The 25312-nt window shown below is 41.1% G+C and carries 22 protein-coding genes and 1 riboswitch; of the genes, 6 read left to right on the top strand and 16 right to left on the bottom strand.

The window, feature by feature from the left end:
* Positions 1–51: 51 nt before the first annotated feature.
* From SPAR10_RS02625 to uvrA, 9 genes are all read right to left on the bottom strand, one after another.
* A complete protein-coding gene (locus SPAR10_RS02625) occupies positions 52–1302 on the bottom strand; it encodes a bifunctional folylpolyglutamate synthase/dihydrofolate synthase (RefSeq protein WP_004250504.1) in 1251 nt (416 codons plus the stop codon).
* A gap of 261 nt (positions 1303–1563) precedes the next feature.
* The gene (locus tag SPAR10_RS02620) at positions 1564–1869 is read right to left on the bottom strand and encodes a DUF1292 domain-containing protein (RefSeq protein ID WP_004250503.1); all 306 of its coding nucleotides are present in this window, start codon (positions 1867–1869) and stop codon (positions 1564–1566) included.
* Positions 1870–1884: 15 nt separating this feature from the next.
* Positions 1885–2304, bottom strand: coding sequence for a Holliday junction resolvase RuvX (gene ruvX, locus SPAR10_RS02615; protein WP_033630844.1), 420 nt, complete (start codon positions 2302–2304; stop codon positions 1885–1887).
* A 3-nt stretch (positions 2305–2307) separates the two neighbouring features.
* Positions 2308–2574, bottom strand: a complete 267-nt coding sequence (locus SPAR10_RS02610) for an IreB family regulatory phosphoprotein (RefSeq protein ID WP_004250500.1) — start codon at positions 2572–2574, stop codon at positions 2308–2310.
* Between the two features lie 97 nt (positions 2575–2671).
* Positions 2672–3244 (bottom strand): SP0191 family lipoprotein, encoded by a 573-nt coding sequence (locus SPAR10_RS02605; protein ID WP_004250498.1) that lies wholly within the window; start codon positions 3242–3244, stop codon positions 2672–2674.
* A gap of 60 nt (positions 3245–3304) precedes the next feature.
* The gene (gene spx, locus SPAR10_RS02600; RefSeq protein WP_000591164.1) at positions 3305–3703 is read right to left on the bottom strand and encodes a transcriptional regulator Spx; all 399 of its coding nucleotides are present in this window, start codon (positions 3701–3703) and stop codon (positions 3305–3307) included.
* A gap of 135 nt (positions 3704–3838) precedes the next feature.
* Entirely contained in the window at positions 3839–6499 is a 2661-nt protein-coding gene (gene mgtA, locus SPAR10_RS02595; protein ID WP_004250496.1) for a magnesium-translocating P-type ATPase, read from the bottom strand.
* Positions 6500–6797: 298 nt separating this feature from the next.
* Positions 6798–6951, bottom strand: a riboswitch (M-box (ykoK) riboswitch).
* Positions 6952–7004: 53 nt separating this feature from the next.
* The gene (locus tag SPAR10_RS02590; protein ID WP_004250494.1) at positions 7005–8066 is read right to left on the bottom strand and encodes a M24 family metallopeptidase; all 1062 of its coding nucleotides are present in this window, start codon (positions 8064–8066) and stop codon (positions 7005–7007) included.
* Positions 8059–10890, bottom strand: a complete 2832-nt coding sequence (gene uvrA, locus SPAR10_RS02585) for an excinuclease ABC subunit UvrA (protein ID WP_004250493.1) — start codon at positions 10888–10890, stop codon at positions 8059–8061. The genes SPAR10_RS02590 and uvrA overlap by 8 nt, the downstream gene beginning before the upstream one ends.
* Before the next feature lie 142 nt (positions 10891–11032).
* Between uvrA and SPAR10_RS02580 the strand changes: the two genes are divergently transcribed.
* The 4 genes from SPAR10_RS02580 (at position 11033) to SPAR10_RS02565 (ending at position 14314) form a co-directional block, all read left to right on the top strand.
* On the top strand, positions 11033–11977 hold the full coding sequence (locus SPAR10_RS02580; RefSeq protein WP_004250490.1) for a magnesium transporter CorA family protein: 945 nt from the start codon (positions 11033–11035) through the stop codon (positions 11975–11977).
* Positions 11978–11989: 12 nt separating this feature from the next.
* Positions 11990–12664: a DUF1129 domain-containing protein gene (locus SPAR10_RS02575; RefSeq protein ID WP_004250488.1), complete on the top strand. Its 675-nt coding sequence runs from the start codon at positions 11990–11992 to the stop codon at positions 12662–12664.
* Positions 12665–12864: 200 nt separating this feature from the next.
* Entirely contained in the window at positions 12865–13128 is a 264-nt protein-coding gene (locus SPAR10_RS02570) for a SemiSWEET family transporter (protein WP_004250486.1), read from the top strand.
* Between the two features lie 148 nt (positions 13129–13276).
* Positions 13277–14314 (top strand): S66 family peptidase, encoded by a 1038-nt coding sequence (locus tag SPAR10_RS02565; protein ID WP_004250485.1) that lies wholly within the window; start codon positions 13277–13279, stop codon positions 14312–14314.
* A gap of 45 nt (positions 14315–14359) precedes the next feature.
* Here the strand turns inward: SPAR10_RS02565 and SPAR10_RS02560 are convergent, their stop codons facing one another.
* The 3 genes from SPAR10_RS02560 to mutL all read right to left on the bottom strand — a co-directional run bounded on the left by SPAR10_RS02560 (position 14360) and on the right by mutL (position 17604).
* Positions 14360–14932: a DNA-3-methyladenine glycosylase I gene (locus tag SPAR10_RS02560; protein ID WP_004250482.1), complete on the bottom strand. Its 573-nt coding sequence runs from the start codon at positions 14930–14932 to the stop codon at positions 14360–14362.
* 9 nt (positions 14933–14941) lie between these two features.
* The gene (gene ruvA, locus SPAR10_RS02555; protein ID WP_004250480.1) at positions 14942–15535 is read right to left on the bottom strand and encodes a Holliday junction branch migration protein RuvA; all 594 of its coding nucleotides are present in this window, start codon (positions 15533–15535) and stop codon (positions 14942–14944) included.
* 119 nt (positions 15536–15654) lie between these two features.
* The gene (mutL, locus tag SPAR10_RS02550) at positions 15655–17604 is read right to left on the bottom strand and encodes a DNA mismatch repair endonuclease MutL (protein WP_004250478.1); all 1950 of its coding nucleotides are present in this window, start codon (positions 17602–17604) and stop codon (positions 15655–15657) included.
* Positions 17605–17787: 183 nt separating this feature from the next.
* On the opposite strand from mutL, the gene tyrS reads away from it, so the two are divergent.
* Complete coding sequence (gene tyrS, locus SPAR10_RS02545) at positions 17788–19044, top strand: tyrosine--tRNA ligase (protein WP_004250476.1); 1257 nt, start codon at positions 17788–17790, stop codon at positions 19042–19044.
* Positions 19045–19121: 77 nt separating this feature from the next.
* On the opposite strand, the gene SPAR10_RS02540 is transcribed toward tyrS, so the two are convergent.
* Both SPAR10_RS02540 and SPAR10_RS02535 read right to left on the bottom strand, forming a co-directional pair.
* Complete coding sequence (locus tag SPAR10_RS02540) at positions 19122–21182, bottom strand: heavy metal translocating P-type ATPase (RefSeq protein ID WP_004250474.1); 2061 nt, start codon at positions 21180–21182, stop codon at positions 19122–19124.
* A 1-nt stretch (position 21183) separates the two neighbouring features.
* The gene (locus SPAR10_RS02535) at positions 21184–21462 is read right to left on the bottom strand and encodes a DUF6110 family protein (RefSeq protein ID WP_000910903.1); all 279 of its coding nucleotides are present in this window, start codon (positions 21460–21462) and stop codon (positions 21184–21186) included.
* 150 nt (positions 21463–21612) lie between these two features.
* Between SPAR10_RS02535 and SPAR10_RS02530 the strand changes: the two genes are divergently transcribed.
* Positions 21613–22461 (top strand): putative RNA methyltransferase, encoded by an 849-nt coding sequence (locus SPAR10_RS02530; protein WP_004250472.1) that lies wholly within the window; start codon positions 21613–21615, stop codon positions 22459–22461.
* Between the two features lie 108 nt (positions 22462–22569).
* Here the strand turns inward: SPAR10_RS02530 and SPAR10_RS11320 are convergent, their stop codons facing one another.
* On the bottom strand, positions 22570–22776 hold the full coding sequence (locus SPAR10_RS11320; protein ID WP_080581390.1) for a hypothetical protein: 207 nt from the start codon (positions 22774–22776) through the stop codon (positions 22570–22572).
* A gap of 269 nt (positions 22777–23045) precedes the next feature.
* Positions 23046–25304 (bottom strand): glycogen/starch/alpha-glucan family phosphorylase, encoded by a 2259-nt coding sequence (gene glgP, locus SPAR10_RS02525; protein WP_004250470.1) that lies wholly within the window; start codon positions 25302–25304, stop codon positions 23046–23048.
* Positions 25305–25312 lie beyond the last annotated feature (8 nt).

The raw sequence follows: 25312 nt of genomic DNA, 5'->3' as shown, positions 1-25312 counted from the left end.
AAAAACTGCTGAAACATTCCACCTCAACTATATCAAATAAGGGAAGGAGGGTCAATCAAATGAATCTAGAGCCATGAGACAAGCTCGAACCTCTGATATAAAATAGAGAGAACCTGTCACAAATAGCAAGTCTTTCTCTTGTGCAGAAGCTTCAAAATTATCTATAAAATCTCGATAGGAAGCAATGCTTGTATAATCTCCAAAGTCTTGCTCTTCCAAGGAACCCTGATAGTCAAAACTCGTAACATAGAGAGCTACATCAGGTAAATGCTCTGTTAAATAAGTAAGCATCCCACTATAATTTTTCCGCTTTAGAGCACCAAATAGGATGTGAGGCTGATACCCTTGCTGGATTTTTTCTTGGATAAACTCAACCAAACGCTCTAGAGCTGGTAAATTGTGAGCCCCATCCAAATAGATGTGCTCAGTGACAGCTTCTAGTCTTCCAGCCCATTTAGTAGCTTGCAAGGCAGCACGTACTGCTTCTTGATCTACTTTCTTGTCTCTTTGTGCCATAAATAGTAGAAAAGCCTGCAAGGCAAGACCTGCATTTTCCTCCTGATATGCTCCCTCCAATCCCAATATTAGGTGGTTAAAGTCAGCTAGAGAAGAAGAAAAGTTCCCATTTTGGAAAGAAAAATCTTTATTAGCTTGGTAGAGACTTACACCCAAATCAGTGGCTGTCGTTTGACAAACGAGTTGGGCTTCCGGTGCTAAATTTGCAATCACAGCTGATTTCCCAGGCTTAAAAATTCCTGCTTTCTGCTCTGCAATTGCTGTTAAACTATCGCCCAAGGTCTCCTGATGATCGAGGCCGATTGATGTGATGATTGCAATTTCTCCTGTCACGACATTGGTAGTATCAAGAAGTCCACCTATCCCAACTTCTAGTAGGACCAAATCTACTTCTTGCTCTTTAAAATAAAGCAAAGCAATCAAGGTCAGTAACTCAAAAAAAGAGAGCTGATCGTGGGTTTCTAGAAGTCTTTGCTCCATTGCTTTGACTTGATTTGCTAAACGAATAAAATCTTCGTCCGATATAGGCTCACCATTAATACAGATACGGTCATGGATGCTGACAATGTGGGGCGAAGTAAAGGTACCAACCGTTTTCCCATGGGCAACAAAAAGCTCTCTCATAAAAGCAATAGTTGACCCCTTGCCATTTGTCCCTGTCACATGGATAATTGGATAGGTTTGCTCAGGATTCCCCAGCAAATCTACTGCTCTTTGCATCCGTCCCAATCCTGATCTAAAATTCAAGCCAATCCGACTATGAAGCCATTTTTCTACTTCAATCATGCTTATCTCCTTAACAAAAAAGCGAAGATTCTCTTCGCTTTTTACTCATTTTGCTAGATACTAGCTAAATTTTATTTTTAGCGTCAGGCTAAAAACGTCCACTGGACGTTCCAACTCTTTCTAGTTTCTAGGAGTTGGGCTAAAAACGTTCCCCGAACTTACCAGTTCTCTCTTATTTTAAGGAACTGGGCTGATACAGTCTCCCGGACTACCTGCGTTTCTATTTTCTAGCGCAGGGCTAAAAACATCCCCCGGATGTTTTTACTCCTCCATAAAGCTGTTGAAGACTTCTTCAATCATGTTCCATTCATCATCTGAATCTTCAGGGATTGGTTGCAATTCACCTTCAGTTCCATCTTCATTTTCGATGAATGAGTATGCTTGGATTTCAACTTCACCGTTTTCATCTTCTTCTGCATTAACTGGTACAAGAAGAACATAGTTTTTACCAAATTCTTCTTTTCCGTCAATAGTCAAAAGGATTTCAAATAAAGTTTCGTTTCCTTGCTCATCTACAAGTGTAATAAGTTCACGTTCTTCGTGATCGTGGTTGTGATCGTGTGACATAGTTTCTCCTCTGTCTTAAAATTTTCTATCTAAATAATTTTGCAAAATCAACTGAGCTGCCAATTTATCAATAACTTTTTTACGCTTATTGCGACTAATGTCTGCTTGCTCAATCAACATGCGCTCTGCAGCAACCGTAGTCAAGCGTTCATCTTGATACTCTACTGGCAAACCAAAAAGTTCTTCTAGCTTTACACCATAGGCTTGACTAGCTTCAACCCTCGGTCCACTGGTATTATTCATGTTTTTAGGTAAACCAACAACAAAGCGCTCCACCTTATAGGTGTCAACCAATTCCTTGAGTCGTTCAAAGCCGAACTCTCCTTGATCTTCATTGATTTGGATGATTTCAAGCCCTTGTGCTGTAAAACCTAGCGGATCGCTAATCGCTACTCCTACTGTTTTGGAACCAACGTCCAATCCCATAATTCTCATAGATTATAGATCGACTCCTTGTCCCTTAAGGTAGTAGCGAACCAACTCTTCAACAATTTCATCGCGTTCATACTTACGAATTTGATTTCGTGCATTGTTATAACGAGGAACGTAAGCTGGGTCTCCACTGAGAACATAGCCCACAATCTGATTAATAGGGTTATACCCCTTCTCATTCAATGAAGCATAGACTTCTGTCAATGTTTCACTAATTTCTTTTTTATTGGAATCATCCAATTTAAAACGTACGGTTTCTTCAGTAAATCCCATTCTAACACCCTCTTTCCTTAGAATAGTACTATTATAGCACATTCACAGCCATTCTACAAATGACACAGCCTGATTTTGCTGATTTTCTGTGACTTCCTTACTGGACAGTCGCGCCACTTGCAACTCGATTTTCAATATATTCTTCTGGTTCGTTTTTTAGTAGATTTTCTAATCCCACATTTTTTAAATATTCGCTTTCGCTTGCCTTTTTAACGTCTAGAACTTGAAAATCATAACTTGTTTTTGTTTCAATCTCGGTTTCACTTAAAAGATTGGTTTCAATGTTAAATCCAGGAATTTTACGTGCTTCTTGGACCGATTCATCCTTGTCTTCTCCTTCTTTCAAGGCCTTTCTTGCTTCCTCTAATCCATGCTCTGCAATAAAGTTCTTGAGGTCTTCTGAAACTTGTCGTTTTTGCTGAATCGTTAAGGTCAAAAACTGTTTGCCCTTATAGGTAATGGTCTGGGTTTGTTGAACCCCATTTTCGTCAGCAGGTAGAACAAGCGTCTTTGTTACAACTGTATTGTTATTGGCATTTTCTAGGACTGGTAGAGTTGATTGGAGAGCTTCTGTCGTTGTATCTTTAGAAGGTTCCGCAGACTCTTTTTTCTGTCCACAACCAACTAGCAAAAATAGGAGCGCAACTGTACCGATAACTATCTTCTTCATATTTATTTTTCCTTATTTATCTATCAAATAAGGCTAGGAGTCACTCCCAGCCTTTATGTTTTATAGTGCTGCACGTAAACGTGCTTCTGCATTTTCTACATTGCGGACAGAGCGTGGCAAGAAGGCACGAATGTCATCTTCTTTATAGCCAACTTGTAAACGTTTCTCGTCAACAAGAATTGGACTTTTTAGGATGCGTGGTGTTTCCATGATTAAATTAAGCACTTCATTGACACTCAAATCTTCGATATCAACTCCGAGAGCTTTAGCGTAGCGATTCTTTGATGATACAATGCTCGCAATTCCATTGTCTGTTTTTGTTAGAATATCTAATAATTCTTCTCTAGAAATCCCCTCTTTACCGAGGTTTTGTTCTTTATAACTTAACTGGTGGGCATTGAGCCAGGTCTTAGCTTTTTTACAGCTAGTACAACTTGAGACTGTATAAATTTTGATCATGTACCTACCCCTTTCGCTACATGTTACTATCAGTTTATTCTATTATACCATAAAAAACATCCGACTTGCGACCTATTTTTAAAAAAATTTAACTTTTTCTCCAGTTTTCTATCTTTTTTCTTGACAAAAACCGAACTATAACCATTCTTTGTACTTCCTAATGTAAAATTTCTTAATAACTGTGACGCTAAACATGTACAAGAAAATAATACAGGTTAGGAACAAGAAATAAGGAAGTCCTAATGGAGCTAAACGAAGAATATTTACTAGCGGTCCATAAGGCAGACTAGTTACGAAAATTGCGGCAACCAAGGTTGTCAAGATTACAAGCCAAGCTGGTCTGCTTTGTACAAAAGGAACTTTTGCCGTACGAAGCATATGGATAACCATGGTTTGAGACCACATAGATTCAATGAACCATCCTGTTTGGAACAAGATAATAAACTGAAGGGCAGATTCTGACCCATGAACATAATGGTGGCCTGTCATCAAAGGAACAATAATAAAGTAGAGGAAAATAAAGGTCAAAATATCAAAGACAGATGAGATTGGGCCCATCCAAACCATAAATCTAGTAATAGATTTTGCTTCCCATGTATGGGGTTGTTTTAGGAAGTCTTGATCCACATTATCAAACGGCAATGCCACACAAGATAAATCGTAGACTAGGTTTAGGACAATGAGATGAACAGGAGCCATTGGTAAAAATGGCAAGAAAATACTTGCAACCAATAGTGAGAAGATATTCCCAAAGTTTGAACTAACTGTCATCTTAATATATTTGGTCATGTTGGCGTAGACCTTGCGCCCCTCAACGATACCTGTTTCAAGAACCATGAGATCCTTGTCCAACAAAATAACATCCGCAGTTTCCTTTGCGATATCTACTGCTGTATCAACGGAAATTCCAACATCTGCTACCTTCATAGATGGGGCATCATTAATACCGTCACCCATATAACCAACGGCATGACCATTTTTCTTCAATTGTAGAATAATTCGAGCTTTTTGGTCAGGTGACAATTTAGCAAAGACTGTTACTTTTTCAACCGCTTCTGCCAATTCTTGGTCTGTCATTTGATCAATGTCAGCACCTAAGAGCATATGCTCAACGTCCAATCCAACCTTTTCACAGATGGCTTGGGTTACTTTCTCGTTATCTCCAGTTAAAATTTTTGTTCTGACACCATGCTCAAGTAGAGCTTGAATAGCGGGTGCTGCAGATGGTTTTGGTGGATCCAAAAAGGCAAGGTAACCTGTAAGAATCATGTCACTTTCATCAGTCACAGCATAGGCATAATCTTCACGGAGACCTGACTTGTAACCAACACCTAATACACGCAAACCTTGACTGTTTAATTGACCAACTTCTGCCAGTACTTCTTGGCGAATATCTTCCGTAATAGGGATTATTTCTCCACGATATTCCACATGTGTCGAAATGTTCAACATTTCTTCCAAGGCGCCTTTGGTCACCATACTAACAACATTACTATCATCTTTGACGATAACACTCATGCGTCTACGTTCAAAATCAAATGGTAGTTCGTCGATTTTTTGGAAGCTAGTATCCAAATTTTGTAGGATAACATGTTCCTTGGCTTCTTTTTCAGTTCTACTGATGATGGCACGGTCCATCAAGTTCTTCAAACCTGTTTGAAAATGTGAATTTAGATAAGCTCTTCTTAAGACCGCCATATCCAAATCACCATGGATATCCAAGGGATATTCTAAGACAATCTCATCTTGTGTTAGTGTTCCAGTTTTATCCGTACAAAGGATATCGATTGCTCCTAAGTCTTGGATAGCATTGAGTTTTTTGATGACTACCTTTTCCTTGGCCATGATAATGGAACCTTTTGCTAAGCTGGCTGTAATAATCATCGGAAGCATTTCTGGTGTAAGACCGACACCGACGCTCAAGGCAAATACTCCAGCCTCTAGCCAGTCTCCATCGGTCAATCCATTTGCGAAAAACACGATTGGAACCATGACAAGCATCAAGCGGATCAATAGCCAGGAAATGCTGTTCATTTCACGTTCAAAAGAAGTTGGTTCATCATAAGTGTTGAGAGTTTGCTCAATGGCTCCCATCATGGTGTCATCACCAACTGCTAGGACCATAGCTGTCGCACTTCCTGAGATAACGTTTGTCCCCATGAATGCCAAAGATTCTGTTTCTAAGAGACTATCTACATTTTGACCAGTGGCTTTATTTAAAGCTAGCTTTTCAACTGCATCACTTTCTCCAGTCAAACCTGACTGTTGAACGAAAAAGTCGCGCGATTCGAATAAGATGACATCTGCTGGAATCATGTCTCCCGCACTCAATTTCACGAGATCTCCCACAACCAACTCATCGATTGGCAACTCTTGTTCAAGACCATCGCGAATAACAGTTGCAGTGTTGACAATCATTTTTGAAAGATTGGTTGTCGCCTTGTCGCTCCGCAACTCTTGGACAAAACGGATGCCTCCTGAAATCAAAACCAAGACAACGATAATAATAGAGGTCGTAGGGTCCTCTTGGCCAGGTTTGGCAAGCCAAACGTTTGTAACGAGAGAAATAAAGGCAATCACAAGCAAAATGATTGTGAAAGGATTGATAATAGACTCATAAATCTTTTTAAAGATGGAATCCTCTTGACCTTTTGTGATGGTGTTTTCACCATATAGGTCACGGTTTTCTTCGACTTGTTCTTGGTCTAAGCCTTTTAGACTTGTATGGTAAAAAGCTAGACTATCTTTTAATGGAGTTTGAATAGCTACTGCTAGTCTTTCTTTTGTAGTTTTCATTGGTTTCTCCTATCTGTATGAATGGTGATTTCATACTCAATGAAAATCAAAGAGCAAACTAGGAAACTAGCCACAGGCTGTACTTGAGTACGGCAAGGCGACGTTGACGTGGTTTGAATTTGATTTTCGAAGAGTATCATACACAGAGACCAATCACTTTATAGGGACAGAACGACACAAATCAGTGATTGGCTGTGTATGTGCGGTTCTGGATGATCGTCAATTTGCATCGTTTGTCTCCTTTCTGTGTTCTAAAACAGCAGAAAATCCTGCCATAAAATGGCAGGACTAAAAAACTTATTATCTGTTTTCGTTCAAGCTTTAACTCCATAGGGCGATGTAATGAGCTTAGTCTTGACCTTCGCGACCAGGACTGTTGACCAACGAGTAGTGTCTCCACTGCTTTGCGGTAGTCATCCGTATCCCTATGGTAGCCTCACCTACCGTTTTCGCCTTTCAGTATAAACCTTTAACTAGTAAAAGTCAACGATTTATCTCATTTTTCTTAGATTACGATTAATTCTTTTGGAGCACGGGTTAATAACTCACAACCTGTATCTGTAATCAGGATATCATCTTCAATACGAACCCCGTATTTCTCTTCAATATAAATACCCGGTTCATCAGTCAAGACCATACCAGTTTTGATGACTTCTTTGGAAGTTTGGCTAAAGTACGGTTCTTCGTGGATATCAAGTCCAATACCGTGTCCAATACCGTGAGTAAAGTATTGTCCATAGCCTGCTTCCACAATAATATCACGAGGGATTTTATCAAAGTCACGGAAACCTAAGCCATCCTTAGCTTGGTCAATCAGAGCTTGGTTAGCCTTCAAAACAGTGTTGTAGATTTCTGCTTGTTCATCACTGACATGACCTAGATAGATGGTACGTGTCATATCACTGACATAGTGTTTATAAAGGCACCCAAAGTCCATAGTGATTGCTTCGCCTAGTTCTACTGGCTTGTGCATTGGGTGAGCATGGGGTTTAGAAGAGTTGATACCACTTGCTAGGATGGTATCAAAAGACAAACCAGCAGCGCCTAATTCACGCATACGGAAGTCCAGGAAGTTGGCAATTTCAATCTCTGTCTTACCTGGCTTGATAAAGTCAAGAGCATCATGGAAAGCTTGGTCTGAGATGGAACAAGCCTTGCGAATAGTCGCAATTTCTGTCTCATCCTTAATCATACGAAGCGCTTCAACAAACTGAGATTGAGGAAGTAATTCCAAACCTTCAAAGGCGGTTTGCATGCGGTGGTAATAAGAAACCGAAATCTCATCTTCAAAACCAATACGAGAAAGGCCCATATCTTTTGCAATCTTTGCGATAGTAGCCAACTCGTCACGTTCTGCAAAAATCTCAAAACCAGTAACTTCTTGCTTAGCAGCGATAATATAGCGGGCATCTGTCACCAAGACCTGACGGTCACGACTGATAAAGACTGTTCCATTTGAACCCCAAAATCCTGTCAAATAGTAGACATTTTTAAGGTTATTGATAATGATTCCATCTAGTTCTTTTTCTTGCATTTTATCGAGAAATGCTTGCACACGTTTATTCATGATGTAACTTTCCTTTCAAATACTGTCCTGTATAGCTAGCTTGGTTGGCAGCTACTTCTTCTGGAGTTCCTGTTGCAATGATGGTACCACCACCAACACCGCCTTCTGGACCTAAATCGATGATATGGTCTGCTGTTTTGATGACATCTAGATTGTGCTCAATCACGAGAACTGTATTACCATCATCTACAAAGCGAGACAAGACCTTCAGTAGACGCGCGATATCCTCGGTATGAAGACCAGTTGTCGGTTCATCTAGAATGTAGAAGGATTTACCGGTCGAGCGCTTATGAAGCTCGCTAGCCAACTTCATACGCTGCGCTTCTCCACCAGAAAGGGTGGTAGCTGGTTGTCCCAAGGTCACATAGCCTAGACCTACATCCTTGATCGTTTGGAGTTTGCGTTGAATTTTTGGAATGTGTTTGAAAAATTCTACCGCATCGTTGACTGTCATATCCAAGACTTGCGAGATATTCTTTTCCTTATAATGAACTTCTAGGGTTTCACTGTTGTAGCGGGTTCCGTGGCAGACTTCACAAGCTACGTATACGTCTGGCAAGAAGTGCATCTCAATCTTGATAATACCATCACCAGAGCAGGCCTCACAGCGACCGCCCTTGACGTTAAAACTAAAACGACCCTTCTTATAGCCACGAATCTTGGCTTCATTTGTCTGAGCAAAGAGGTCTCGAATGTCATCAAAGACACCTGTATAGGTTGCAGGATTGGACCTTGGAGTTCGTCCGATAGGACTCTGGTCGATGTCAATCAAACGATCGATATGCTCAATCCCTGAGATAGTCTTAAACTTTCCAGGCTTGTCTGAATTGCGATTAAGCTTTTGAGCAATGGCTTTTTTGAGGATACTATTAATAAGTGTCGACTTCCCTGAGCCAGAGACCCCAGTCACCGCAATGAATTTCCCAAGTGGGAAACGAGCAGTGATATTTTGCAAGTTGTTCTCACGCGCACCTGTCACTTCGATAAAACGACCATTTCCAACGCGGCGTTCTGACGGCACTGGAATCGCACGTTTCCCTGACAGATATTGCCCTGTAATGGATTTACTGTTTCGAGCCACCTGCTTGGGCGTTCCTGCAGCGACAATCTCACCACCAAAGACCCCTGCACCAGGGCCAACGTCAATCAAATAATCCGCCTCACGCATGGTATCTTCATCGTGTTCTACCACGATCAAGGTGTTCCCCAAATCACGCATCTTTTTCAGACTGGCAATCAGGCGGTCATTGTCCCTCTGGTGAAGACCGATAGACGGCTCATCTAAGATATAGAGGACTCCTGAGAGATTGGAACCAATCTGGGTCGCTAAGCGAATACGTTGGCTCTCCCCACCTGATAGTGTTCCTGCAGAACGAGAAAGGGTCAGATAGTTAAGACCGACATTATTGAGGAAGGTCAAGCGATCCTTGATTTCCTTAAGAATCGGACGAGCAATAATGGCTTCATTTTTTGATAGGGTCAACTGGTTAATGGCTTCCAAGTGGTCTGCAATAGAAAGGTCAGAAACTTCTCCGATATGAAGCCCCTTCTCTCCTCCTACACGAACGGATAAGGCCTGATCATTGAGGCGATAACCGTGACAAGTGCCACAAGTTAGCTCATTCATATAAAGACGCATCTGTGTGCGGGTGTAGTCGCTATTGGTTTCATGGTAACGTCGCTTAATATTCCCTATAACACCTTCAAAAGGAATGTCGATATCACGAACTCCACCAAATTCATTTTCATAGTGGAAATGGAATTCTTTCCCATCTGAACCATAGAAAATGAGATGTTTCTCCTCCTCAGACAAGTCCTCAAAAGGAGTATCCATGTCCACTCCGAAGGCTGTCATGGCTTGTTCCAGCATATTTGGATAATAGTTAGAAGAGATCGGATTCCAGGGCGCTAAGGCTCCCTCACGAAGAGTCTTACTAGCATCTGGTACGACTAAGTCCGTATCAACCTCTAGCTTGATCCCCAAACCATCACACTCGCTACAAGAACCAAACGGAGCATTGAAGGAGAAGAGACGAGGTTCTAGTTCCGGAACTGTAAAGCCACAAACTGGACAAGCGTAGTGTTCTGAAAAGAGTAACTCGGAATCATCCATAGTATCAATAACTACATAACCTTCAGCGATACGAAGGGCTGCTTCGATGGAATCAAAGAGACGACTACGGATGCCTTCTTTAATGATAATACGGTCTACCACCACATCGATGTTGTGTTGTTTATTCTTTTCAAGTTCAGGAACTTCGGTCACATCATAGACAACCCCATCGACACGGACACGAACATAACCATCCTTTTGAATTTTTTCAATCAGAGTCTTGTGTTGCCCTTTTTTCTTACGAATTACAGGAGCCAAAATCTGCAGACGCTGGCGCTCTGGCAATTCCAAGACCTTGTCGACAATCTGCTCTACAGACGAAGCCTTAATAGCGCCATGTCCATTGATACAGTAGGGTGTTCCTACACGAGCATAGAGGAGACGTAGATAGTCGTTGATTTCCGTCGTTGTCCCAACCGTTGAGCGAGGGTTTTTACTAGTCGTTTTCTGGTCAATAGAAATGGCAGGGCTGAGACCATCGATAGAGTCCACATCTGGCTTTTCCATATTGCCCAAAAACTGACGAGCGTAGGCTGATAAACTCTCTACGTAGCGACGTTGCCCTTCTGCATACAGGGTATCAAAGGCAAGACTGGACTTGCCCGAACCCGACAGCCCCGTCACCACAACTAGCTTGTCACGTGGAATTTCCACGTCAATATTTTTTAAATTATGGGCGCGTGCCCCATGGATGACAATCTTATCTTGCATGTTACTTCTTTCTAGTCCATTGTTGCTTTCCATTATACCAAAAAAAGTGAAATTCTATTACCAAAAAAGCCGAATTTGTAGTATAATAGTACGGTGCTAAAAATCACTTAAACACAGAATAGATTAGGAAAGGATAGGAGATATGAAACAAGTCTTTCTCTCAACAACAACTGAATTTAAAGAGATCGATACGCTCCAGCCGGGCACTTGGATCAATCTCGTCAATCCTACCCAGAGCGAATCGATGGAAATCGCTTCTGCTTTTGATATTGATATCGCTGACCTCCGTGCACCACTCGATGCGGAAGAAATGTCTCGTATTACCATTGAAGATGAATACACTCTGATCATCGTAGACGTCCCAATCACAGAGGAAAGAAATAACCGTACCTACTATGTGACCATTCCCTTGGGGATTATCATCACAGAGGAGGCTATTATTACTACTTGCTTGGAACCTCTCCCACTTCTAGATGTCTTTATCAATCGGAGACTTCGAAATTTCTATACCTTTATGCGTTCTCGCTTTATCTTCCAAATCCTCTACCGCAACGCTGAAATCTACCTGACAGCCCTTCGTTCAATCGAACGCAAGAGTGAGCAAATCGAAACCCAACTTCACAAATCTACTCGAAATGAAGAATTGATTGAACTCATGGAGTTGGAAAAGACCATCGTCTACTTCAAGGCCTCTCTTAAGACAAACGAGCGCGTGATTAAAAAATTGACCAGCGCAACTAGCAATATTAAGAAATACCTTGAAGACGAAGACTTACTTGAAGACACATTGATTGAAACGCAACAGGCCATCGAGATGGCGGATATCTATGGAAACGTCCTTCACTCTATGACAGAGACCTTTGCCTCTATCATTTCAAACAACCAGAACAATATCATGAAAACCTTGGCCCTCGTGACCATCGTTATGTCTATCCCGACTATGATTTTCTCAGCTTACGGAATGAACTTTAAGGACAATGAAATCCCTTTAAACGGAGAACCGCATGCTTTCTGGCTCATCGTCTTTATCGCCTTTGCTATGAGTGTTTCTCTCACTCTTTACCTCATCCATAAAAAATGGTTCTAAACAGGAGTTATTATGTCACAGATTGATTTAAAAGAATTAACAAAGAAAAACCAAGAATTTATCCATATTGCAACCCAGCAATTTCTCAAGGACGGCAAAACCGATGCCGAAATCAAGGCTATCCTTGAAGAAGTGATTCCTCATATCCTTGAAGAACAACCAAAAGGTGTGACTGCTCGTTCTATCTACGGAGCACCAACTCACTGGGCTCACAGCTTTAGTGAAAAAGAGCAATACGAAAAAGAACATCCAAAGGAAAATGACGATCCAAAATTGATGATGTTGGATTCAGCCCTTTTCATCACAGGACTGTTTGCAGTGGTTAGCGCCTTGATGAGCTTCTTCTCAAACCAACCCGTAGCTTACGGATTGGTAACACTTATCAGTGTAGGGGCCTTTGGTGGAGTTGCCTTTTACCTTCTCTATCACTTCATCTACCGCTACTACGGACCAGATACTGACCGTAGCCAACGCCCTCCATTCTGGAAATCACTTTTGGTTATGTTAGCAACTATGTTTGCATGGGTTCTCATTCTCTTCTTGAGCAACTTCCTTCCACAAGCCGTCAACATCAGCCTCCCACCACTTGTTTTATTGGTGATTGGAGGAGCTCTCCTTGCCCTACGTTTCTACCTCAAAAAACGTTTCAACATCAAGAGTGCAAGTGCTGGACCTGCTAGATATTAAGATAAACAATAAAAGTAGTGTGTTTTACAGACAGACTACTTTTATTATGGCTCCAAAGCTTTTTTTTATTCTCCAAAGAAAAGTAGCTACATTTTCTAAAAACGTTCTAATGTAAAGGCTTTCCTTAGAATCCCGAGGTTTTGTCCTTGAATCCAAGTTGTTTTTCTGTTATACTAATAAAGTAATAAGGAGAAATATATATGACTAAACAGAGAATTAATCAAATTGTTGGTTCAATTGGTGCCTTTATCGGGATCATTGTATTTATAGCCTACATCCCTCAAATTTTTGCCAATTTACAAGGGAACAAAGCTCAACCATTCCAACCTTTATCAGCAGCTGTCTCTTGCTTAATCTGGGTCATTTATGGATGGACAAAAGAACCTAAGAAAGACTGGATTCTAATCATTCCAAACTCGGCTGGGGTTATCCTTGGCGGACTGACCTTCCTTACTGCTCTATAAGAATGCAACTACTATAAAAAGCAACCACACAATTGGTTGCTTTTTACTACTTTCTTGATCCAAAAGCCTTCTTCTGGCTCTAATTCTTGTTGTTTTCCCTCATCTTTTGTGATAAAATAAGCTCAATCTATTTCTCGGAGGATAAGATATGGTTTCTACTATTGGTATTGTGAGCTTGTCTAGTGGCATTATCGGAGAGGACTTTGTAAAACACGAAGTGGACTTGGGTATCCAACGTCTCAAGGACCTAGGACTCAGTCCTATCTTTTTGCCCCATTCGCTAAAAGGCTTAGACTTTATCAAAGAACATCCTGAAGCTCGTGCGGAGGATTTGATGCAGGCATTTTCTGATGAAAGCATCGACATGATCTTATGCGCCATCGGTGGAGACGATACCTATCGTTTATTGCCTTATCTTTTTGAAAATGACCAACTACAAAAGGTTATCAAACAAAAAATTTTTCTTGGCTTCTCGGATACAACTATGAACCACCTCATGTTGCATAAACTAGGCATCAAGACTTTTTATGGTCAATCCTTTTTAGCAGACATTTGTGAGTTAGACAAAGAAATGTTGCCATATAGCCTCCACTACTTCAAAGAATTGATTGAGACGGGAAGAATCTCAGAAATTCGACCTAGTGACGTTTGGTATGAGGAACGGACTGATTTTAGTCCCAAAGCCTTGGGAACACCTCGTGTCAGCCATACAAATACAGGTTTTGACTTGTTACAAGGAACTGCCCAGTTCGAGGGAAAAATCCTCGGTGGTTGCCTCGAATCCCTCTACGATATCTTTGACAACTCTCGATATGTAGACAGTACAGAACTCTGCCAAAAGTACAGACTCTTCCCTGACTTATCCGACTGGAAAGGAAAGATTCTATTGCTAGAAACAAGTGAAGAAAAGCCTGAACCTGATGTTTTCAAAAAAATGTTGCAGGCTTTAAAAGAAACTGGGATATTTGAAGTCATCAGTGGACTCTTGGTCGGAAAACCTATGGATGAAACTTTCTATGACGACTATAAAGAGGCACTATTGGATATCATTGACAGCAATACCCCGATTGTCTATAATCTAAACGTTGGTCATGCCACACCAAGAGCAATTGTTCCCTTTGGAGTCCACGCGTATGTAGACGCAACGGAGCAAGTCATTCGATTTGACTATAACAAAGAAAGCTGAGATGAATTTCTCAGCTTTTTCTGTATTCTCCGATGTTCTAGCCATCTACCGGCACTCATTTCTACTTTTCCATTCACAATCATTCTCATGGTCATCAACCAAACCTGCAGCTTGTAGAAATGACAAAACTGCAACAGGACCCGTAAACTTAAAGCCTCGTTTTTTGAGATCTTTGGATAATTTCTCAGATAGAGCTGTTTTGGCAGGCGCCTGGCTGTAGTCAGGCACATCATTGTCAATGGTTTTCCCATCTACAAAAGACCAGAGATAGCTATCAAAAGAGCCATAGTCTTCCTGCACTTGTAGAAAGGCCTGGGCGTTGGCACGTGTCGCAAAAATCTTGGCTCGATTTCGGATGATGGCTGGATTATCCAGCAAAGCTTCCAATTCTTCATCAGTCATGTCCGCAACATCTTGAACTTGATAGTCATGAAAAGCTTCCCGAAAGGCTTGTCGTTTATTGAGTACCGTTTCCCAAGACAGACCAGCCTGATAGGTCTCCATGCAGAGCAACTCAAAAAGAGCCTGGTCATCATGAAGGGGCTGGCCCCACTCCTCATCATGGTAGGCTACATATAGAGGGTTGTTCATTTTAACCCAGCCACAGCGTTTTGGCATAGAAATCTCCTATTTCACCAACATCTTGAGAGCAGATTTAATGTAATTTTCTGCTGTATCCGAAGTTCCTTCAAAGAATTTCTTGATTTTCTTAAGCTCTGTTGCCTTGTAGCCCAAGGCTAACATGGCTTCCATAGCTTCTTCCAATTCTTGGTTGTCGCTGCTAGATGGAACTGCAGCCTTGGCAGGAAGGTCATCACTAGCCACGACTACCTTGCCTTCCAAGTCCAGCACCATCTGTTGGGCTGTTTTCTTGCCAATTTTGGGGAACTTGGTCAAGTAGGTGATGTTCTTAGTCTCGATGGCTTGAACCAAGCCTGCATTGTCATCAGCTGCGATGATAGCCAGAGCTGAAACTGGGCCGATGCCTGATACAGAGATTAAGCTGAGAAAGAGTTTCTTCTCATCTTCCGAGCGAAAACCGTAAAGTAGATGAGCATCTTCGCGAACGACTTGATGCACATAGATTTGTGCTTCTTGGTTGACTTGCCCTGAGTAGGCATAAGGGTTAGCTACGTGTAGGATGTAGCCGATACCGTTAGCTTCTAGAACGATGTATTTAGCAGTAATTTTGGTAATAATACCCTTTAGATATTCGTACATAATTTTCCCTTCAATTTATACTCAATGAAAATCAAGTCTAAACTAGGAAGCTAACTGTAGGCATAACTTGAGTTAGGCAAGGTAAGGCTGATGCAGTTTAGAGAGATTTTCGAAGAGTATTAGTATTTTCCTAGCTCTCGGAGGCTGGTATGATTTTCCTGAATGCGACGGAACATCTTTTCCATGTCCGACTTGGTAAAGTGTACCAAAACAGGACGTCCGTGTGGACAGTTATAGGGGTTGTCACATTGAGAGAGCTGATAGAGGAGTTGTCTAGCCGAGTGGTCATCAATACGATGGTTAGCCTTGATGGACCGCTTGCAGGACATCATAATGGCTAGTTCAGCTCGGTATTTCTTGATTGAAACTTCCTTGGTCAAGAGGAGCATGTCGCACATCTCATAGATTCCAGACTCGATTTCCTCCTCTGCCATCCAAATAGGATGTTCGCGCAAGATAAATTGATTCTCCCCGTACTCTGCTAGAAAGACGCCTACTTCCTCTAAAAGAGACATTCTTTCTTTGAGACGAAGGGCATCATCCGCAGGAAATTCAAAGATATAGGGCACTAGGAGTTGCTGCTGGCTCTGGTCAACATTGCCAATGCTCTCACGGTACTCCTCATACTTAACCCGTTCCTGAGCCGCGTGCTGATCTATGATGTAGAGCCCATCTCGACCTTGTGCAAAGAGATAAGTCCCGTGCATCTGACCAAAAAATTCCAACTCTGGGAAGCTTGAAGATTCTTCCCGCTCCAGCTTATCATAAGCCTTATCCAGACTAGCCAGGTCTAACTCTGGATGGTCCAGTTGGTCATAGCTAGCAGGCTTTCTCTCTGCAAAATGCAGTTTAGCTGGCTTGGTCATCTGGTCTAAGGTTTCCTTAGCAAACAGATTCAAAGCCTGTCTTTCTTCCGTCAGATTCACCTGATGGTCTGCCACCTCAGCTTGTGTCGGTCTTGTCAGCTCCGTTTGCTCGTAGTAAAGATTATTTTCTTTAAGTGGGAGAATGGTTTGCTCTACTTTTTCACGATTGCGAACAGTAGATTTTGCCAGATTTTCCAAGGCATCTGGAATCAAGGTCTGTTCCTTGAGACTCTTTGCGATAGCTTCTGAAACCAACGCCATCAGTTCTCTTTCCTTGGAAATCCGTACTTCTTGCTTGGTTGGATGTACATTGACATCTGCTAGATAAGGATCGATATGAATGTGAATAACGGCTAGTGGAAAACGCCCCACCATGAGCTTACTGCCGTAACCATCTAAAATAGCTCGATTGAGCAAGAAGTTTTTGATATAACGGCCATTGATAAAAAGACTGATATAATTGCGATTTGCACGTGTTAATTCCGGCAATGAGACAAAACCTGAAATTTCAAAATCTAGGTCAGAATTTTCAATCTCAATCATCTTTTTGGCACTAGCCAAACCATAGATTCCAGCAATCGCTTGGCGCAGTTGACCCGTGCCAGCTGTTCGTGTCATTTCCTTACCATCACTAATCAGGCTAAAGGAAATCTCAGGATGGGCCAAGCCTAGACGATTGACAATATCAATGATATGAGACAACTCTGCCTGTTGACTCTTCATATACTTGAGACGGGCTGGTGTGTTGAAAAAGAGATCCTCCACACAAACCTTGGTCCCAACAGGACTGGTCGCAGGGATGATTTCCTCAACTTCTCCCCCACGAGCCACTAACTTGGTCCCGTGACTTGCTCCATCCACCGCAGTCAACAAAGTTAAAACACTAACAGAAGCGATTGAAGGCAGGGCTTCACCACGAAAACCCAGCGTGCGAATCCGAAAGAGATCTGCCTGATTCTTTATCTTACTAGTGGCATGACGACGGAGAGCCAACTCTACTTCGTCGTGGGCAATCCCGTGACCATTATCTGTGATTTGGATCTTCTTAAGTCCAGCTTCCTCGATTTCAACGATAATCTGGCTAGAGCCAGCATCAATGGCGTTTTCAATCAGTTCCTTGACTACACTAGCAGGGCGCTCGATCACTTCTCCTGCCGCAATTTGGTTGGCCAAGACTTCTGGCAATTCAATAATATGAGACATCTTTCAGCCCCTTTCTTAACTATTTTTATCTATTTCTCTGAAAATAAGCTAGTGCTATTATACCATATTTCACTCGTTTCCAAAAAAGTCCAAGCAGCAACTTTCTTCCCGATTTTACTAGGTTATTTACCAAGTTTGTGGTACAATAGGTAGAAACAATATTTTATAAAGGAGAAAAGACACATGCACATTTTTGATGAGCTAAAAGAGCGTGGTTTGATTTTTCAAACGACTGATGAAGAAGCTTTGCGTAAAGCCCTAGAAGAAGGTCAAGTTTCTTATTATACTGGCTACGATCCAACTGCTGACAGCCTTCACCTAGGCCACCTTGTCGCAATCTTGACAAGTCGTCGCTTGCAGTTAGCAGGTCACAAACCTTATGCGCTCGTTGGCGGTGCTACAGGTCTCATCGGAGATCCGTCCTTCAAAGATGCTGAGCGTAGTCTCCAAACAAAAGACACAGTAGATGGCTGGGTCAAGTCTATCCAAGGACAACTTTCTCGCTTTCTTGATTTTGAAAATGGTGAAAATAAAGCTGTCATGGTCAACAACTACGACTGGTTTGGCAGCATCAGCTTCATTGACTTCCTCCGTGATATCGGAAAATACTTCACTGTCAACTACATGATGAGCAAGGAGTCTGTGAAGAAACGGATCGAAACAGGGATTTCTTACACTGAGTTTGCCTACCAAATCATGCAAGGTTACGACTTCTTTGTCCTTAACCAAGATCACAATGTTACCCTGCAAATCGGTGGTTCTGACCAATGGGGAAATATGACTGCTGGTACTGAGTTGCTTCGTCGTAAGGCTGACAAGACTGGTCACGTAATTACTGTTCCACTGATTACAGACGCAACTGGTAAGAAATTTGGTAAATCAGAAGGAAATGCAGTCTGGCTCAACCCTGAAAAGACTTCTCCATACGAAATGTACCAATTCTGGATGAACGTCATGGACGCTGACGCTGTTCGCTTCTTGAAAATCTTTACTTTCTTGTCATTAGACGAGATTGAAGACATCCGTAAACAATTCGAAGCTGCACCACACGAACGCTTGGCTCAAAAAGTCTTGGCTCGTGAAGTCGTAACTCTTGTCCACGGAGAAGAGGCCTACAAAGAAGCCCTTAACATCACTGAACAACTCTTTGCAGGAAATATCAAAAAACTTTCTGTCAAAGAACTCAAACAAGGACTTCGTGGCGTACCAAACTACCAAGTACAAGCAGATGAAAATCACAACATCGTTGAACTTCTCGTATCTTCTGGCGTGGTTAACTCAAAACGTCAAGCCCGTGAAGATATTCAAAACGGTGCCATCTACGTCAACGGCGACCGCATCCAAGACCTTGACTATGTCTTGAGTGATAGCGATAAATTAGAAAATGAATTGACCGTTATCCGTCGCGGTAAGAAAAAATACTTTGTTTTGACTTATTAACCTATTAAATATTTTCTTATAAACTAAGGAGTTACCCTCGAGAAAGGTAACTCCTTTTTGCTGTGAATAGTCCCCACCTATCCCTTAATAGACAGGCTACGCAGTACAATGCGTAAGGTTGTTAGATTATGTAAGATAGAAAGATTTGAAGGGCTGAGCCAGTTAAACAAGCCAAAGCCAATCAAACTACTATTTACGACAACGGTATCTTGAATATTCTTCTTGATGAGTGTTTGCAAAGATGATGATAGCGAATCCAACTCTTGGAAGAAATCCAAACGATTATCTAACAATAAGATATCGCTCATCTGCTTAGAAATATCTGCACTCTCATTCATCACCACACCGATATCTGATAGGGTTAGAGCCGCTGAGTCATTCAAGCCATCTCCAACCATCAAAATAGTGTGACCTGCTTTCTGCAGTTCCTCTACTAACTCAAATTTTCCATCAGGTTTCAAGTCTGTATAGACCTGATCAAAGGGCAAATCTTTGACTAATTCCTCTGTCCTAACCAAGGTGTCCCCTGTTGCCAGAATCAATTTTTTCCCTTGTGCCTTAAGTTTCTCCAAGGCTGCTTTTGCTTCTTTTCTCAAAGGAGTATGAATGCAGAACATTCCAATCAATTCATTCTGGTAGGCTAAGAATAAGAGATTGTAGTGACTCTTGTACTCTTCAATTAAAGCATTTTGTTCTGAACTGATATGAATCTGTTCATCCTGCATCAAGACATAATTCCCAATAAGAACTGGTTGCCCATCTATATGAGATTTGATCCCCTTGCTTGCGATATATTGGAGTTTCCCATGCATTTCCTCATGTTCAATTCCCTCTATCTCAGCTTGCTTGACGATGGCATTAGCAATAGGATGATAGATGTGCTCCTCAAGACAGGCACTGATTCTGAGAATATCCTCCTCACTATAGTCCCCAAAAGGTAACACCTTTTCAACTATCGGATAACTAGTTGTGATTGTTCCCGTCTTGTCAAACAAGAAAGTATCAACTTCCAGGTATTTCTCCAGAACATCCCCATCCTTAATCACCATTTCACGGTTCAACCCCTCCTTGATAGCTGTCAAATAAGCTACAGGAGTAGAGATTTTCAAAGCGCAGGAGAAATCGACCAATAGGAAAGAAATAGCCTTAGAAAAAGAACCTGTTAATAGGTAAGTCAGACCAGCACCCAAGAAATTATATTTGACAACCTTGTCCGCCATCTTGATGAAATAGCGTTGTTTCGTTTTCTTGTTTTCTTCAGATTTCTTCATCAACTCAATCAGCTGTAAAATACGGCTGTTCATCTGATTATCGGTTACACGAATACGCAACTCTCCAGTTTCTAATACTGTATTTGCACAAACCAAATCAGACTCTCTTTTTTCAACTGGAAAACTCTCTCCTGTCAAGGAACTTTCGTTGACCATACCTAAACCTGAAACTACTTGTCCATCAAACAGAATTTCATTTCCTTGAGATAGGACCAAGACATCTCCTATTTGAACATCGGAACTCTTGATACTAACAACCGTATCACCCTGTACCAAGAATACATCGCTCTCTTTTGCAAGAAGGCTTTGTTCTAAATCTGTTGCAGTTTTTTTCAAGGACCACTGATCTAAATGATTCCCCAAATCAAGCATAAACATGATATTACTTGCCGTCTTGGATTGGTTCATAAATAAAGATAATAAAATAGCCGAACAGTCCAAGACCTCCATCGTTAGTTCCTTACGCGCTAGGGTCTGATAGGCTTCTCTAACATAACCCAAAGCCTGATAACAAGTCCATATATAGCGAATAGGATACGGCACAAAACTACGAAAAAATATACGCTTAATCGCTGCACCTGAAACAATAGAATAAGCACTCTCTTCTCTACGAATGGGAAGAGTCATCAACTCAGAAACTTTCCCTTTATCAATTCTTTTTAAAAAGGCTTCTGCATTGTCTAATACAGAGAAGCCTTCTTTTATACGTAGAGTAAAGTGCTGTTGATCCATGTAAAACTGGATAGACTCAATTCCCTTTTCATCTCTCGCCAAGGAACGAAGATAGTCTTGAATATCCAAGGTGAGCGAGAAAGATGATGATAGTCGGATATGTTGGTATCCTCTATGTAGCACTTTAAAAGACATATTATTCCCCTATAAGGCTATCTAATTGCTCTTCTTTTTTCTCTTGCTCGTACAAATATTTGGCATCTTGCAAGACATCGTCTCCATGTTGCTTCACAACAGAAACAGATGCATCTAGCTCGTCCTTTAATTTGTAAGCCTTAGCCAAAGCTTTAGAATAACCTTTTTTAGCTTCCTTACTTGCTAAGATTTTCAAACCAAGGGTACCAAATGCAACACCACCCAAAAAGAGTGATGATTTTTTCGCAACTTTTGCGACGCTTAATACTTCTTTTAACATACTTATTTCCTCCTAGCTATTATTATATATTAATTTGTATATAAAAGCAATTTAATTTTGGTACTTTGAAAAGTAATTATACTACTATTTAATTCTATTACAAATCATCCTAAGGTTGCTTTCATTTGTCTCTTTTGATACACTTAAACTATGAATACAAACCTCAAACCCAAACTCCAACGCTTTGCTTCTGCTAGTGCCTTTACCTGCCCTATCTGTCAAGAAAATCTGACTCTGGTAGAGACTAGTCTCAAATGCAACAATCGCCATTCTTTTGACTTGGCGAAATTCGGCTATGTCAACCTAGCTCCTCAAATCAAGCAATCTACCAACTACGACAAGGAAAATTTTCAAAACCGTCAACAAATCCTAGAAGCTGGCTTTTATCAGGCTATTTTAGAAGGTGTATCGGACTTACTAGCAGCTAATCCATCTGCAAAAACTGTCTTAGATATCGGTTGTGGCGAAGGATTCTATTCTCGCAAACTCCAAGAAAGTCATCCTGACAAAACCTTCTATGCCTTTGATATTTCCAAAGATTCAGTCCAAATCGCTGCCAAGAGCGAACCCAACTGGGCAGTCAATTGGTTCGTTGGCGACCTAGCTCGTCTCCCTATAAAAGACGCCAGCATGGATATTCTACTAGATATCTTTTCACCTGCCAACTATGGAGAATTTCGTCGCGTTTTATCCAAAGACGGTATCTTGATAAAGGTTATCCCAACTGAAAATCACCTCAAAGAAATCCGCCAAAAGGTACAAGACCAGCTGACAAAGAAGGATTATTCCAACCAAGATATCAAAAATCATTTCCAAGAACACTTTACCATCCTATCTAGCCAAACGGCCTCTCTGACTAAGTCTATCACAGCAGAGCAACTCCAAGCCCTACTCAGCATGACTCCTCTACTCTTTCACGTTGACCAGAGCAAGATTGACTGGAGCAAACTGACAGAGATTACCATCGAAGCAGAGATTCTGGTCGGAAAAGCACTGTAAATAAATTCTTGAGATACTACAAAGCCCGCACCTCTTCTTGAGATGCGGGTTTAAAACACGATTTTTCACTGTCTTTCCGAAAAGTATAAAAAATTTTGACCTCTCCATTTATTTTCGATTTGAAATGACAAATTTATCAATAAATAGCAAGTGATATAAGGCAAGTGATGTCCCATAACAACATCCATGAAAAGAGATTTCTTGATGAGTCAGTGGAAACGAAATGCTATTGCCCATATAAAGGCATGACCAAATTACAAAAAGAATCCAAAATAAATCAGTCCATTTATATTTTGAAAAATATTTTTTCCACATAAAAACACCCTCTTTCTTTACTATAATACTATTATAATACTATTTGTAAACGAATACAAGAAATTTGAGGTACAGCTAAGAAGAACCTTAGACTTAATCAGCCTTCTTAGTGTTCTCTAGGTTTGATTTTTAAGGCTAGAAATTATTGACAAATTATTTTTTCTTTTGAGACCAGTCAACCTCAAATCCATAACATTCAAAAAAAAAGCGAATTTCAATTGAAACTCGCTTTTTTGCTAGATAGTGTAATAACTATTAAATTGTATATCTTAGTTCAAGTGCCAGATATCTTCGTTATACTGAGCGATTGTACGGTCAGATGAGAAGAATCCTGCTTTAGAAATGTTAACGATAACTTTGTCCAACCATGCGTCACGGTCTTCGTAGTCAGCCAACATTTGCTCTTTAACTTTGATGTAGTCTTCCAAGTCAAGAAGAGTCATGAACCAGTCTTTGTTGATTAATTCGTTATAAAGACGTTCCAAGCGTTCAATCTTACCAACTGCAAGAACAGCGTCGCTCACGATAAAGTCAACCAATGGTTTGATCGCTTTACGAGCGTAGAATTCGCTTGATTTGTAAGCTGATTTTGCGTAAAGATCGATAACAGTTTCTGAATCTTCACCGAAGATGTAGATGTTTTCATCGCCAACCAACTCAGCGATTTCCACGTTAGCCCCGTCCATAGTACCAAGAGTCAAAGCTCCGTTCAACATGAATTTCATGTTACCAGTACCTGAAGCTTCTTTAGAAGCAAGTGAGATTTGTTCTGATATGTCACATGCTGGGATAAGGAAACTTGCTGCAGTAACGTTGTAGTTTTCAACCATTACCACTTGCAAGTGTGGAGCTACTGCTGGGTCGTTAGCAATCACTTCTGACAAGCAAAGGATCAAGTGGATGATGTCTTGAGCGATTGTGTAGGCAGGAGCTGCTTTACCACCAAAGAAGACTGTGATTGGACGAGCAGGGATGTTACCAGCCTTAATGTCCAAGTATTTGTGAATCACATACAAAGCGTTCATTTGTTGACGTTTGTACTCGTGAAGACGTTTGATTTGGATATCAAAGATAGAGTTAGTATTGATTTCCACACCTTGGTGTTCTTTCAAGTGACGAGCCAATTTACGTTTGTTGTGGGCTTTGATGCTTTCCAATTTTTCTTTGACAGCAGCCTTGTCTTCGTAAGAAAGAAGGTCTTCCAATTTAGAAGCTTCATGGTGCCATTCGCGTCCAAGGATCTCATCCAAGTAGTGAGACAAGCTTGGGTTAGCATGCATGAGCCAACGACGGAAAGTAATACCGTTTGTTTTGTTGTTGAATTTTTCTGGGTAAAGATCGTAGAAAGCTTTCAACTCAGAGTTCTTCAAGATTTCAGTGTGAAGAGCCGCAACTCCGTTTACGCTGTATCCATAGTGGATATCCATGTGAGCCATGTGTACACGATCGTGTTCATCAATGATTTGAACAGCTGGATCTTTGTATTCAGTACGAACACGACGGTCCAATTCTTTGATAATTGGTACCAAGTGAGGAACCACTTCTTCCAAGAATTCAAGAGGCCATTTTTCAAGGGCTTCAGCAAGGATTGTGTGGTTTGTGTAAGCAGTCATGCTACGAACGATAGAGATTGCTTCATCAAGTTCGATACCACGTTCAGTCAAAAGACGGATCAACTCAGGAATCACCATTGATGGGTGAGTATCGTTGATTTGTACAACTGCGTAGTCAGCAAGGTCATGCAAGTTGCTTCCTTTTTCGATTGCTTCATCGATGATCAATTGAGCACCGTTTGAAACCATGAAGTATTGTTGGAAGATACGGAGCAATTCACCTTGTTTGTCGCTATCGTCTGGGTAAAGGAAAAGAGTCAAGTTGCGAGCGATGTCTGTCTTATCAAAGTTAATGCCATCTTCAATGATAGATGAATCAACTGAATCCAAGTCAAACAAACGCAAGCGGTTTTTAGTAGCTGTTTTGTAACCAGGTACATCGATATCGTAAAGAGTAGATGTCAATGTGAAGTGTGCAAATGGTACTTGGTAGCTACGGCTTGAACGAACCAACCAGTTTTGGTCAGTCAACCAAGCGTTAGGGATTGTTTCTTGTTGGTTGTTTTTAAGCACTTGTTGGAAAAGACCGAAGTGGTAGTTCAAACCAACACCGTCACCATTCAAACCAAGTGTAGCGATTGAGTCGATAAAGCAGGCTGCCAAACGTCCCAAACCACCGTTACCAAGTGATGGTTCCAATTCTACTTCTTCGATTTCGATTAACTCTTTACCTGCATCAGCAAGTTCTTTTTTAACTTCGTCATAAAGACCAAGGTTAATCAAGTTGTTTGACAAGAGTTTACCAATCAAGAACTCAGCTGAGATATAGTAAACTTTTTTCTTACCAGTGTTCACTGGTTTTTGGCTGCTAGCAAGTTTGCTGTAGTTAAGAAGAGCAAGGTAAAGCTCTTCGTTACTACATTCTGCGATAGATTTATTGTAACGATTTTGTACAAATTCTTTTAATGGTAACATTTTTGTGT

The organism is Streptococcus infantis SPAR10 (assembly GCF_000279535.1).
In the GTDB taxonomy this organism is placed as follows: domain Bacteria; phylum Bacillota; class Bacilli; order Lactobacillales; family Streptococcaceae; genus Streptococcus; species Streptococcus infantis_I.
Note: the sequence above shows the minus strand (reverse complement) of the source record. Positions and strands in the feature narration are given on the sequence as shown.